At 47.4% G+C, this 13,799-nt stretch carries 10 protein-coding genes; 3 read left to right on the top strand and 7 right to left on the bottom strand.

Annotation, left to right across the window (positions count from 1 at the left end; all coding sequences use genetic code 11):
• Nucleotides 1-31: 31 nt before the first annotated feature.
• Nucleotides 32-1,735, bottom strand: a complete 1,704-nt coding sequence (locus G6R11_RS16510; protein WP_163134171.1) for a hypothetical protein — start codon at nt 1,733-1,735, stop codon at nt 32-34.
• Nucleotides 1,736-2,109: 374 nt separating this feature from the next.
• Between G6R11_RS16510 and G6R11_RS16505 the strand changes: the two genes are divergently transcribed.
• On the top strand, nt 2,110-4,524 hold the full coding sequence (locus tag G6R11_RS16505; protein WP_163134170.1) for a TIM-barrel domain-containing protein: 2,415 nt from the start codon (nt 2,110-2,112) through the stop codon (nt 4,522-4,524).
• A gap of 52 nt (nt 4,525-4,576) precedes the next feature.
• Here G6R11_RS16505 and G6R11_RS16500 read toward each other — a convergent pair whose 3' ends face one another.
• Entirely contained in the window at nt 4,577-5,170 is a 594-nt protein-coding gene (locus G6R11_RS16500) for a GNAT family N-acetyltransferase (RefSeq protein WP_163134169.1), read from the bottom strand.
• Nucleotides 5,171-5,403: 233 nt separating this feature from the next.
• Between G6R11_RS16500 and rlmF the strand changes: the two genes are divergently transcribed.
• Nucleotides 5,404-6,363, top strand: coding sequence for a 23S rRNA (adenine(1618)-N(6))-methyltransferase RlmF (gene rlmF, locus G6R11_RS16495; RefSeq protein WP_163134168.1), 960 nt, complete (start codon nt 5,404-5,406; stop codon nt 6,361-6,363).
• A gap of 80 nt (nt 6,364-6,443) precedes the next feature.
• Complete coding sequence (locus tag G6R11_RS16490; RefSeq protein ID WP_205472891.1) at nt 6,444-7,328, top strand: PA4780 family RIO1-like protein kinase; 885 nt, start codon at nt 6,444-6,446, stop codon at nt 7,326-7,328.
• A 29-nt stretch (nt 7,329-7,357) separates the two neighbouring features.
• On the opposite strand, the gene G6R11_RS16485 is transcribed toward G6R11_RS16490, so the two are convergent.
• From G6R11_RS16485 to ilvG, 5 genes are all read right to left on the bottom strand, one after another.
• The gene (locus G6R11_RS16485) at nt 7,358-8,092 is read right to left on the bottom strand and encodes a hypothetical protein (protein WP_163134167.1); all 735 of its coding nucleotides are present in this window, start codon (nt 8,090-8,092) and stop codon (nt 7,358-7,360) included.
• Nucleotides 8,093-8,212: 120 nt separating this feature from the next.
• Complete coding sequence (gene ilvA, locus G6R11_RS16480) at nt 8,213-9,745, bottom strand: threonine ammonia-lyase, biosynthetic (protein ID WP_163134166.1); 1,533 nt, start codon at nt 9,743-9,745, stop codon at nt 8,213-8,215.
• Between the two features lie 84 nt (nt 9,746-9,829).
• Complete coding sequence (gene ilvD / locus G6R11_RS16475) at nt 9,830-11,677, bottom strand: dihydroxy-acid dehydratase (RefSeq protein WP_163134165.1); 1,848 nt, start codon at nt 11,675-11,677, stop codon at nt 9,830-9,832.
• 36 nt (nt 11,678-11,713) lie between these two features.
• Nucleotides 11,714-11,986: an acetolactate synthase 2 small subunit gene (gene ilvM / locus G6R11_RS16470; protein WP_163134164.1), complete on the bottom strand. Its 273-nt coding sequence runs from the start codon at nt 11,984-11,986 to the stop codon at nt 11,714-11,716.
• Nucleotides 11,986-13,644: an acetolactate synthase 2 catalytic subunit gene (gene ilvG / locus G6R11_RS16465; RefSeq protein ID WP_163134163.1), complete on the bottom strand. Its 1,659-nt coding sequence runs from the start codon at nt 13,642-13,644 to the stop codon at nt 11,986-11,988. The genes ilvM and ilvG overlap by 1 nt, the downstream gene beginning before the upstream one ends.
• Nucleotides 13,645-13,799: the final 155 nt, after the last annotated feature.

Genomic DNA, 13,799 nt, shown 5'->3' with positions numbered 1-13,799 from the left:
CGCTGTTAAGCGCCTTTTTATATTCTACAAGCTACTGTTTGGTGTAGGTTGTAATAAAGCTTTGCTTGCCATCTCTATTGAACGCAGTAGAGGTTAATACACCGCGATCCCAGTTTTGGCCGGCTGCAACATAGGTCCATTGCTCAATTTTAGGTTCTTGACACAGTTGCCCCTCAATTACTTCGTCGTCATCACACCAACGTACTGAAGAATTTAGCTGAGCTAGCGTCGCTTTAGTTGATTGGCCAGCATTTACGCCAAACCACCAAAAGGCCATATTGGCTAACTCTGCATAGGAAACCGTTTCGTCCATATCTTCAAGTATGCAATCGCCGCCTTGTTGAGTATGTAGTTCTTTACCTACCACGCGAACATCGCTTGCGCCAAACTGATAGTTGATTTGACCGGTTAGTTCACAGTCTTCAATGCTAGTTTCGGCTAACCAGTTACCAGTGAAGTCGATGTAACGCTCACCATTATCTACATTTGGGTTTACTAGATAGCTGTAAGAAGTGTATGCACTTTTTCTTAGCTGGTTTCCGTCACCATCTCGGGTGACTTCAATGGTTTGGTCGGTGTAAATGCCAGTGGCGCTGTCGTAACTGGTGCTAAAGGTTTGTTGCTGAAACTCGCCGTCTTCTTCAAGGTTGTTTTCGCCAATTGCGGTTAAACTGGCTTGGCTACAGTCTTGCTCATTCATACACTGGAACAAGCCGCCAAATTCAGCAACTTCTGCATAATCTATTGTTTCGTCTTGATCGCTGATGAGGTTAGGATCTTTAACAATCAGCTGGAAACCTTGTTCAATAGCAAAGTCTTCGGCTGAATAAGTATCAGAGTCAGTGTTAAAGCACTCAGGAATATTGTTCACTACACTGAACTCACCGCCATTGAGTTCACAAGCTATAAACTCTTTTGCCCACTGCGAGCTGTAGCGTTGATCAGAGGCGCCAGCTTTAATCACTAAGCCATCTGCCGAAAGGTGCAACAGTTCTGAACTTATGCCGAAGCTGGCATTTTTAAAGGCTTCATCAGGAATGGTGCGGTCCATGTGCACATTTTTATATTCGTTTGAATTGTTGCCGTATTGGCTAGTTAGCACCACCTCTGATAAACGCAAATACTCGCCGCTGCCTTTACTAAAGGCATCAATGATATCGGTATCGCCACGTTCAATACCGGCTAATGAGTCATTTAAATGCTCGGCGGCTTCTTCTTCTGTTACCCACTCACTGGCTTCGACTTCTTCAAGCAAGGCATCTGCGGTATTAAGGTTATTTAACTTCACTTGTTTTAGCGCGGTTAGGGTGGCGCTGTCTTCTTGAGGTTTAGCAATATCGTCTGGAATAACAATGCTACCGGTACTGGCATCATCTAAAGATTGCAGTATGCGCGCTAGGTTCATTGCTGAACCCGTATCGGCAGTTACTTCGAAGGGCGACACCACACTACGGTAAGAGCTATTACCAATGAACATGCCGTCTTCACCACCTAAGTAAAACGACACTACATCGCCAGACTCTACCGCAAAGTTACCCAGTTCATCGGTGTAACCACTTAAGCCACTAGGTGAAGCTTTGTAAAACAAACCTTCTACGGCAGCGTCTATAAAGGTACCTGTTACCGGTGTTGTCGTAGGGGGAAGTTCATTGTCATTGTCACTGCTGCTTCCTCCGCAAGCACTTAAGGTTAAGGTTACCAAGGCACTGCTACCTAGTACTGCAAACTTATTCATAATGTCTCTCAATCCTTTACATTTTTATGACAGTAATTACTGGCACTCCAAGTTTGAGAATGTGTTTTATTTGGCTCTTAAAGTAAAACTATATTTTTATCAACAAGCTCTGTAAAAGGTGCCTAAGATGTGAACTGTTCGAGTTATTATTCTATATGTTTCAATATGATAAAATATTATGCTGTTTTAGCGAGAGCTGACATCTCATCATTAATTGCTAGATATAGTGTGGTTTATCGCTTGATTGCTGTTGGCTAAATATATAGGGCCTTAGTCGCTTCACAGTTTTACAAGTAATTGATTAATTGAGTTATTAAGACCTTTGATTACTGATAAGGTCTGCTAGATATTTAGTCTTTATTGAAGGAAGCAATATGAAGACGAACTTAGCTAATGCTGCGAATACCTTGCTGGTGTTGCTGCTAGTTTCAGCAACCGTTCCTGTGCACGCCTCCCAAGCGATTTGGCAAACCAAAGTCCTCGATGAGCATACGCTGATCCTTACTGCTGGAGATGCCAGTTTTACTCAGTTTGAGCCTAGTATGATGCTGGCTGCGTCTCAGCTTGAAAGCCAAAGCTTAACGCCTGTTAGCGATCTTATATCTAGCCCTTGGTATTCACTGCGCCTAACAGACAATAGCCGTTGTATATCGCTGACAGATGCTGCCCATGCCAAGCAGCCTCTGAGCGAGATGTGTATAGACTCTATTGCTAAGCAGCGTTGGAGTTTGCGCTTAAGCAAGGGCGGTATTCAGCAAGTGTACGGCCTAGGCCAGCAGCATAATACCCTAGGAAACGCTGACGGAGATTGGCTAGGACAAAAACGCCTGCCTGGCAGTCGCATGGGTAATGCCATGGTTTATCAGGGCGAAGGGGCTGTTGGCAATACCCAAATTCCAATCATGTATTTGCTGGGCGAGGGCAAACAAAATATAGCTTTGTTTTTTGATCACGTTCGGCCCCTGGTATTCGACTTTACCAAACAGCCTTATCAAATTCAGGGCAAGGGTAAGCGAGCCCGCATTATTGTTATAGCCGGAGAAAACCTCGCCGATTTGCGTTCGCGTTACCTGTCGTTAACGGGCAAACCGCCGGTTCCACCTAAAGCGATGTTTGGCCTGTGGTTGTCAGAGTATGGCTTTGATAACTGGCAAGAGCTCGACAGTAAGTTAGCTAGCCTGCACAAAGCGCAGTTTCCGCTTTCTGGTGTGGTATTGGATCTGCAATGGTTTGGCGGCATAAAAGAAAAGTCTACTCATACGCAAATGGGCTCACTGACTTGGGATCAGAAAAACTTCCCCAATCATCAACAAAAAATCGCCCAATTAAAGCAAGCTGGCATAGCGGTGATGACCATCGAAGAGCCCTATATTGGCGGCGCACTAAACGAGTATCAGTCACTGGCGCATGCTGGAGCATTGGCGCGTAGTTGCGAGCCGCCGTGTATGACACCAGCCAAAATTCACGATAACCCTTGGTGGGGTAAGGGCGGCATGTTGGACTTCTCCAGTGAAAAAGGCGCAGCCTTTTGGCATGACTACCGCCGCGAAGCGCTGATTGATGACGGCATTATTGCCCATTGGACTGACTTGGGCGAACCCGAGATCTTCCACCGCAAAGCTTGGTACGCCGGGGTAAATATTGATGGTGAACTTAAGCATGACCATCAAAGTGTGCACAACCTATATAACTTGTTGTGGAGCCGCAGTATCTATCAAGGGTATTTGCGCAATCAGCGCCAGCAGCGGCCTTTTATCATGAGCCGTTCAGGCACGGCTGGCAGCCAAGCTTATGGGGTGGCAATGTGGTCGGGCGATATTGGCGTTCCGCTAGCTAACTTGCGTAGTCATTTTAATGCGCAAATGCATATGAGCTTGTCGGGCATTGATTATTTTGGCTCAGACATTGGCGGTTTTCATGGTACTCCGTGGGATGAGCAATATACCCAATGGTTCGCCGCTGCTTTGTTTACCGATTTACCGGTGCGCCCGCATACGCAAAATTTATGTAACTGCAAAGAAACTGCGCCAGACCGAATCGGCGACACTGCCAGCAACCTGTTTAATGCTAAGCAGCGTTACGCCTTTAATCCTTACTATTACACTCTCGCTCACCAAGCTTGGCGTGAAGGAAAAGCGGTGGTTGCACCTTTAGTTTATGCTTACCAGCAAGATCCCAAAGCAAGAAGTAATGGCTCAATGAAGCTAGTGGGTGATGCCTTACTGGTGGCATTGGTCGCCGAAGATAAAGCGCGCAGCACGCAAACCTATTTACCACAAGGCTTGTGGTATGACTACCGCAGTAAACAGATGATCAGCAGCCGCGGCCAGTCGTTCAAGCAAGCACTCTATATTGATGAGATTTATCGTTTGCCGTTGTTTGTTAAAGCCGGCAAGGTCATTCCTCGAGCCAGTGACAGCAACACAATGGATTTACTGGTGGTGCTCGGTGAACAAGGCGAAGCTAACGGTGAGTTAATTGAGGACGATGGCGAGACCATTGCTTATCAACAGCAGCAGCTTCAACACACGGTGTTTGAGGTGCAAACGGTTAAGCAAAAACTAAGTATTCAAATAAAACCAGCTAAAGGCAGTTTCTCAAGTGGGCCGGAGAATAAAAGGTATCAGCTTGAAGTTGCCAACCTACCCATAAACAAAGCCATTCAAAGCATCTATTTTAATGGCAAAGCGCATACCCAATGGCAACAGCAGGGGCATAGCTTAATGCTAGGCGAGCAAGATATAAATGTGCAGCAGGGGGGCGAGTGGATGGTGGAGTTTGCCGAATAGTCTAAGAAACGCGCTGCCTAGTTAGGCAGTGCGTTTTTGCTTTAGCGCTTAATTAGCCTTGAGCAGGGCGTAACATAAACCAGTAAGGGAAGTTCTCGCTTTTAGATAGCACTTTAAAGCCACGGCGCTCAAAGGTGAGCACTACTTTTTCGCTAGACGCCACCACATAACAAGCTTTGTTATCGGCATCGGCTAAGTCGGTTACTTGCTTGATTAAAGCGCCAGCTAAGCCTTTACCACCTGCTGAAGGGGCAACACCTAAGCCCCACAACCAATAGCAATCTTGATTTAGCGGGCCGCTTAGCATTTGCTCAGAGATGTCTTTAGCGAGCTCAAGCTTTCCTTCACCCATCATGCGAGCAACAATCGCCCAAGCTTCCATCTTTTGCATTACGTCAGGCTGATGTTTCCCCGGTGGCACCATAATTACGCAGCCTTCACATTCAGCAGTGGTATATACGATACCCTGTTTCATGCCCCATTCACCCAGCGCAAAACGCCAGTAGCTATCGTGGGCGTAGTCGGCCATTTCATCGCTTCGAAGTGCTGCTTGCATTGCTTCGTTGTTGGCATAAGCGTCAATGAACATCTTGCTCAGGGCGGGAATATCCTCGAACTTAGCAGTAATTAAAGTGGGGCTAGACATCGTAAGATCCTTCTTATGAGTAATACACTAGAGTAGTCAGGCTAGCTGAAATTAATATCCGAGACAATAGGGTAGCTTGTGCAGTGAGAAGCAAACTAACAACAGCTCTAGCTTGACTCCGGGTTATCGTTTACTCACAAAAGAATTGTTTTACCCAAGATCCCTACAAGCCTTTACTCAAGCTTCTCTTTATAATGGGTGAGTTTTCAGCAAGACTAAGGCTTTGCAGCTTAATGACCGTTCCAAAAAACGCCCGTGCAAATACCAAGAACCAATTGCACCCGCGAAATAAACATCGCCAACGTTATGACTTTGCCGCGCTTATCGCCTCATGCCCGGAGTTAAAGCGCTTTGTAGCCAATAACCAATATGGTGATGCCTCGGTAGACTTTTTTGACCCCGAAGCGGTGCGCTGTTTAAACAAGGCGCTACTGCAGCACTTTTATGGGGTAAAAGGCTGGACCATTCCTAAACATAATCTTTGCCCGCCTATTCCTGGCCGAGTTGACTACATTCATTATTTGGCTGATTTACTGGCGAAATCGCAGGGCGGCAGCTTGCCCAATGGTAGTTCGGTGCGCTGTTTAGATGTGGGAGTTGGCGCAAATTGTGTTTATCCGCTGGTGGGAGCCAGTGAATATGGGTGGTCTTTTGTCGGCAGCGATATTGAGGCAGCTTCCTTACAATCTGCAGATCACATCTTAGCGCTTAACCCTCAGCTGCAATCCCATATTTCCTTGCGTTTACAAAGCAACAAAAAAGCTATTTTTAAAGGGGTGGTGCAAGCAGAAGAGCGCTTTGAGCTGAGTATGTCTAATCCACCGTTTCATCGCTCTGCGGCCGAGGCTCAAAAGGGTAGCCAACGTAAGCAAAGTAACTTAAAAGCCAATGCTAAAAACAAACAGCGCTTAAATTTTGGTGGCCAAAGTAACGAGCTGTGGTGTCCCGGCGGTGAGTTAAGTTTCATTAAAAACATGGTGGCAGAAAGCCAGCAGTTCGCTCAACAGGTATTATGGTTTACTAGCTTGGTGTCTAAAGAAGCTAACTTGAGGAGCATTTACCAAGTGCTCAAGCAAGCCAAAGTGGCGCAATATCATACCGTTAAAATGGGACAAGGTAATAAGGTTAGTCGTTTTGTAGCTTGGAGCTTTCAAAGCCCAGAGCAACAAAAGCAGTGGCTAGCTTCCTTGTAGCGTATAATTTGGTGTTGAGTTTGGTATCCAAAGCGTAAAACAAGCCGATATACACGACTAATTTTTGATAATTGAGATAAATGAAAACACCTAAAAGAATTCAGCCCCTAGTTGATGACGGCTTAGTTGACGAAGTGAAAAGCCAGCTGATGAGTGGTAAAGAAGCCTCGGTTTACGTGGTGCGTTGCGGTGACGAAATCCGCTGCGCCAAAGTGTATAAAGAGGCTAGCCAGCGCAGCTTCAAGCAAGCAGTGGCCTATCGCGAAGGACGTAAAGTGCGCAATAGCCGCAGGGCGAGGGCGATGGAAAAAGGCTCAGGCTTTGGCCGCGAACAGCAAGAAAAGGTTTGGCAAAGCGCCGAAGTAGATGCTTTGTATAAGTTAGCGGCTGCCGGGGTTCGAGTTCCCGAGCCCTATGGTTGTTTTGATGGCGTATTGCTGATGGAGCTGGTTACCGATGATGAAGGCTATGTTGCGCCGCGCCTAAACGATGTGATGATGAGTGAAGAACAAGCGCTTGAAGATCATCAGCTAGTCATCTCTTACATTGTAAAGATGCTCTGTGTAGGGCTTATCCACGGCGACTTATCTGAGTTTAATGTGCTGGTGGATGCCTACGGCCCCGTGATTATTGATCTGCCTCAGGCGGTTGATGCCGCCGCTAATAACAATGCTGAATGGATGCTGACCCGCGATGTAAATAACATGCGTGACTATTACAGCCAATTTGCGCCAACTTTGGCCAATACTGAATACGCTAAAGAGATGTGGAGTTTGTTTGAAAAAGGTGAGTTAACCAGCGATACCGAGCTGAGTGGAGAGTTTGTTGAGCAAGATACTGTGGCCGACATTGCCGCGATTATGCAAGAAATTGATGCCGCTCGAGAAGAAGAACTAGCCCGTAAAGAGAGGCTTAAAGAAGCTCAGCAAGGCGTAGACGAAACTAAATTTAACTGGGCAGATTAGCGATTCTGCCCAGCCATTTTATCTAGCGCTTAGATGTTTACCTTAGCGCTGGTTTGAAACTCTAACAAAGTATTAGCAGGAATTTGCACTGCGCCGCCGCGTGTAATAAGCGATAAACCTGCTCCTACCTTAGCGCCGTCTTTAGCGCCATCGCTGCCATTAATTAAGCCACCAATTGCCGCTGCACCAGCGGTTTTTTTCACGGTGTTTTTGGCTTGCGCATCACCTAATCCGTTAAAACTATTGGTTTGAATCGCTATACGTTGGCCGTTTACGGTGATGTCGGTTAAGGCGATGGTAAGGCTAGACTTACCTGCTAATCGACCTGCTTGTTCACTTTGTAATACTTGACCATGAACCGTGCTGCCAGCCTTAGCGATTACTTGGCCGTTAATGTTTAAATCACTTTCTAAGCTTGCACTAAAACGATGACCAGAGGCATGTTCACGAGTACTGATTGGGCTATCTAAACTTACCATTAGCGGTGTACCAGCTGGAATACTGGAGACAGTTTGGCTGGCTTCTGCAGTTTTCGGGGCTTGGTTTTCCGGTTTTGTTTGAGCAAACGAAAGCTGTAGATCTTTAACGTCTTCAGTTTTAAAGGTCATGCTATTGCCGGCTACTTCAAACTGAAGTTCTTGGCTGTTGCGCTGTAGCAAAGTGCCTTCTAATACGCTGCCGTTGTGCAAAGTAAGGGTATCGGCAGAAAGGTTAAAGCTAACGAGGGTGAAAAGTGCCGCGATAGTGCTGAATGATTTAGCCATAAACTTGAGTCCACAGTGTTTTGCTGAAAAACGTAGTTTTTAGCAAACTCACTAGTGAAGTGCTGCAAGCTGAATAACTTAGATCGTTATTTGACCACTTTTAATATATTCAGTCTATGCTTACTCATGCTCTAAGAAGAACTGATAAGCGGTATTATCGCTTTCGTCGCGGTAGTCAAAGCCCAGTTGCGCTAGGTGTTGGCTAAAGGCTGCTTGGTCACTGTCTTGCAGTTCAAAGCCGGCTAATACCCGTCCATAGGCCGAGCCATGGTTGCGATAATGGAAAAGAGTAATGTTCCAGTGTGGCCCTAGGGTGAGTAAAAACTTAAGCAAAGCGCCGGGCTGTTCGGGAAATTCAAAGCTATACAGCTTTTCTTTTAACTGAGTGCCTGGTCGCCCGCCTACCATATAACGCACATGCTGCTTGGCTAGCTCATCATCACTTAGGTTAGCCACTTGGTAGCCGCTGCTATCCAGTTTATCTAGCAGCGCAGGCAGCTCTTCATCACTATTGCTTACTCGAATACCAACAAAGATGCTGGCTTGCTGTTCACTGGCATAGCGGTAATTAAACTCGGTAATCACTCGGCCACCTAGGTGCTCAACAAACTCCAAATATGCGCCTTGACGCTCGGGGATCCTTACCGCCAAGACAGCTTCTTTCTTCTCACCAAGCTCGGTACGTTCTGAAACATAGCGCAGATTATGAAAGTTCATGTTGGCGCCAGATAACACCGCGGCTAAGCGCTCGCCCTCAAGTTTGTGCTGCTGGGCATAGGCTTTTAAGCCAGCGAGAGCCAATGCGCCAGAAGGCTCAGAGATAGCGCGAGTATCTTCAAATATGTCTTTTACTGCGGCACATATTTCATCGGAGTTTACCGTGATTACATCATCAAGGTATTGCTGGCAAAGTCGAAAGGTTTCACTGCCAATAAGTTTAACTGCCACGCCATCGGCAAATAGGCCAACACGTTCTAGAGGAGTGGGTTTGCCGGCTGCCAAGGCCGCTTTTAAACAGGCCGAGTCTTCGGCTTCTACGCCAATTACCTTCACATGAGGCATCAGCTGCTTAATGTAAACTGCAACACCCGCAGCAATGCCACCGCCACCCACCGGCACAAACACAGCGTTTAGGTGCATGTCTTGTTCCAGCAGCTCTTTGCCAATGGTGCCTTGGCCAGCAATAACGTCTACATCATCAAAAGGGGGGATCAGTGTGTAGCCGTGTTCTTCAACCAGCTGTTTACAGTATTGGTAGGCTTCATCAAAACTATCGCCAACCAAACGCACATCGGCGCCCATCGCCCGAACCGAATCTACTTTGATATCGGGGGTGGTGGTGGGCATGACAATCACTGCTGCAATGTTGAGTCGCTGCGCTGACATAGCGACGCCTTGGGCGTGGTTACCGGCCGAAGCCGCTACTACGCCACGATCGCGTTGCTGCTGATTAAGCTGGGCAATTTTATTGTAGGCACCACGTAATTTAAAAGAATGCACACTTTGTCGGTCTTCGCGTTTAAGCAGAATATTATTGCCACTGCGTTGAGACAGTTTAGGCATACCCTGCAATGGCGTCACTTGGGCTATTTCATAGACCGGTGATAGCAATATACGGCGAAGATATTCGTTAGCACTAGGCAAGTGTTGCATTATAAATTACCCATACAAATTGGCGATAAGATCAAAAAAATAAGCCCGGCGAACCGGGCTGTTTATACAAGCAAGAGGCGCGGTTTAGTCTAGCTTGCTTTTATCGCGTACTGCGCCTTTGTCGGCACTGGTGGCGAAGTGGGCGTACATTTTCAGCGAGGTGCTTACTTCACGTACTCGGCCAATTGGGCTCCAAGCATCGCTGCCTTTAGCTTCCATCGCCGCGCGTCGTTGAGCCAGTTCTTCATCACTCACTTCTAACACAATGCTGCGCTGAGGAATGTTGATGTCAATAATGTCGCCTTGCTCAACCAAACCTACGATACCGCCGCTAGCGGCTTCTGGTGAAATATGACCAATAGATAAACCCGAGGTTCCGCCTGAGAAGCGGCCATCGGTAATCAAGGCACATTTTTTACCTAAGCCCATCGACTTCAAGTAAGAGGTTGGGTACAACATTTCTTGCATGCCTGGGCCGCCTTTAGGGCCTTCGTAGCGAATTAATACCACTTCACCAGCCTGAACAGTGCCATCTAAAATGCCGGCTACTGCGTCGTCTTGGCTTTCAAAGATGCGCGCTGGGCCATTAAACACTAAGTTGTCGTCATCTACGCCAGCGGTTTTAACAATACAGCCATCTTGCGCTAGGTTGCCTTTTAGTACAGCTAGGCCGCCTTCTAAACTAAAGGCATTTTCTAGGCTACGAATACACCCTTCGGCGCGGTCGTCATCTAAGTCGTCCCAACGGCAATCTTGGCTAAAGGCTTTGGTGGTGCGAATACCAGCAGGACCAGCGCGGTAAAACTCTTTTACTGTTTGATCTTGAGTTTGCATGATGTCCCATTTGCCGAGGGTATCGGCCAAGGTTTCGCCCATTACATTAGGTTCGTTGCGGTTAAGCAAACCAGCACGGTCTAATTCACCGAGAATGCCCATAATGCCGCCAGCGCGGTGAACATCTTCCATGTGGTACTTGTTGGTAGATGGCGCTACTTTACACAGCTGAGGAACTTTACGAGAAAGATCATCCATGTGGTCCATGTTGTAATCTACGCCAGCTTCTTGGGCTGCAGCTAACAAGTGCAATACGGTATTGGTAGACCCGCCCATGGCGATGTCTAAGGTCATGGCGTTTTCAAAAGACTTGTGAGTTGCAATTGAGCGCGGCAATACACTTTCGTCATCTTGTTGGTAGTAGCGGTTACACAAATCAACAATGCGTTTACCAGCGTTTACGAACAGTTTTTCACGGTCGGCGTGGGTAGCCAGCATCGAGCCATTACCTGGCTGAGCTAAACCTAGCGCTTCGGTTAAACAGTTCATTGAGTTAGCAGTGAACATACCTGAACACGAACCACAGGTTGGGCAGGCGCTACGTTCTACTTTGTCGCTGTCTTCATCACTTACGTTTTTGTCGGCGCCCATTACCATAGCGTCAACTAAATCTAGTTTAATGATTTGGTCGCTAAGCTTAGTTTTGCCGGCTTCCATTGGGCCGCCAGAAACAAAGATAACCGGAATGTTTAAGCGCATTGAAGCCATTAACATTCCTGGAGTGATTTTGTCACAGTTAGAGATACACACCATGGCATCGGCACAGTGGGCATTTACCATGTACTCTACTGAGTCGGCGATAAGGTCACGCGAAGGTAAGCTGTAAAGCATGCCGCCGTGGCCCATGGCAATGCCGTCGTCTACTGCGATGGTATTGAACTCTTTAGCAACGCCGCCTGCATCTTCAATCGAGCGTGCAACCAGCTGACCAAGATCTTTAAGGTGAACGTGGCCCGGTACAAATTGGGTGAATGAGTTCACTACCGCGATAATTGGCTTACCAAAATCTTCTTCTTTGGTTCCTGTTGCTCGCCAAAGGGCGCGCGCTCCAGCCATGTTACGGCCTTCGGTGGTGGTGGCACTTCGCAGTTTAGGCATTGCGGTTTACTCCGTTAATCTGTGTTTGCTATTTGTTTAGGCAATGGCGGCTTTAGGCGAAGCCACTGCTTGTAATTGCTTTAGTTGAACTTGCTCAACGTCAAACAGTTTCACTAATTGATTAGTGAGATGTTCTATTGGACGCTCGCTGCTTACGCTAAGTTCAATGCGGTAGCCAGCAGGTTCTTGAGCACTAGTTTGCTCAATTTGCATAGATTGTACTAAAAAACCACGGTGACGTGTCACTCGTAATACACGTTCAAGTACATCGGCTTGCTGGCGTGTAGAAATAGTTAGTGAATGTTGCATTAGCAGTCCTCCATCATTTTGTCATTGGCCACACCCGGTGGCACTAGTGGCCACACGTTTTCTTCTGCATCAATCAATACATGCAGCAGGTAAGGGCCTTTGCTGTTTAGCATCCGTTGCAAGGCTGCGTGAACATCCACTTTGTTGCTAATGGTTTCGCCCGGAATATCAAAAGCCGAGGCCATTTTTACAAAGTCTGGGTTGTCATCAAGGATCGTTTCACTAAAACGCCCATCAAAAAATAGGTTCTGCCACTGACGCACCATGCCTAGGCGATTGTTGTCGATAAGCAGCATTTTTACCGGTAACTGAGCACGCTTAATGGTGGTAAGTTCTTGCACGTTCATCATGAATGAACCATCGCCCGATACGTTAATAACGGTGTCGTTAGGGCGAGCAAACTGAGCGCCAATGGCAGCCGGCAAACCAAAGCCCATAGTGCCTAAGCCAGCGCTGGACAGATGATTTTCGGGGCCATCAAACTGCATATGCTGTGCTACCCACATTTGGTGTTGGCCAACATCGCAGGCAACCACGGTGTTTTTATCCACCATTTTACTTAAGTCGCTAAGCATTGCCGGAGCAAAAATATGCCCGCCGGGGTGATCGTAGCGCCAAGCAAAGTCATGTTTGCGTTGGGCTAGTTTTTCTTGCCAAATATCAATCTCGGTTTGGCAGTGTAGAGCGGGCAAGGTGAGCGTTAAATCGCTATCTAGCGCTACATCAGGGGTACGGCGTTTACCAAACTCACTGGCGTCTGCATCAAGGTGAATCACTTTGGCGTGCGGAGCAAATTCATCTAACTTGCCGGTTACGCGGTCATCGAAGCGAGCGCCGATCACAATCAGCAAATCGGTTTCTTGTACGCTTAGGTTGGCCGCCTTAGTACCGTGCATGCCCAACATGCCTAAGTAATAAGGTTGCTCTTCGGTAATTGCACCAATCCCTTTAAGGGTGCTTACACTAGGGATTTTACTGTAGTTTAGAAACTCGCGTAATTCGCCTACCGCATTGGCCATACCAACACCGCCGCCAACATAAACGATGGGCTGCTTGGCGTTCGCTATAAGCTGTTTGGCTTGCGCCACTAAGCTCGCCTGAGGCGCAGCAGGTGCTTGGGTACTGGCAACGTAGGCCAAGCTTTCTTCAACTTCGGCAAGTTGCACATCTTTAGGTACATCGATGAGTACAGGGCCTGGGCGGCCGCTGGTGGCAATTTCAAAAGCCTGTTCAATGGTGCGCTTTAGCTCTTTAACATCGGTAACCATAAAACTATGTTTGGTAACCGATAAAGACATGCCTAATACGTCAACTTCTTGGAAAGCATCGGTGCCGATCACGGGCTGTGCAACTTGGCCGGTAATGGCGATCAGTGGAATGGAATCAAGCTGTGCTTCTGCAAGGCCGGTGACTAAGTTGGTAGCGCCTGGACCTGAGGTGGCAATACAAACCCCCACTTTTATCCCGCAGCTTGCGCCAGCGCGAGCATAACCCACCGCTGCCATCGCTGCGCCCTGCTCGTGGCGAGTAAGCATGTGCTTTACTCCGCCATCATAAAGAGCATCGTACAGCGGCATAATCGCCCCGCCAGGATATCCAAATACTTGTTCAACGCCCTGTTGTTTCAGAGTCGCTACAATTTGTTGCGCACCATTCATTTTTACTTCCTTCCCACCGTTAACAAAAAACCCCCGAGCTTTGCAGCGCGGGGGTTTGATGTTGTGTGCTAGTTTCAGTTACAACAACGCATCCCCGCGAGGTGATAGAATAATCACCACAAGGACGACGCTAATAATTAGTGCAACTGAAAGAG

Source organism: Agarivorans sp. Alg241-V36 (assembly GCF_900537085.1).
GTDB lineage: Bacteria > Pseudomonadota > Gammaproteobacteria > Enterobacterales > Celerinatantimonadaceae > Agarivorans.
The sequence above is the reverse complement of the archived record's forward strand: the minus strand, read 5'-3'. Positions and strand labels throughout refer to the sequence as shown.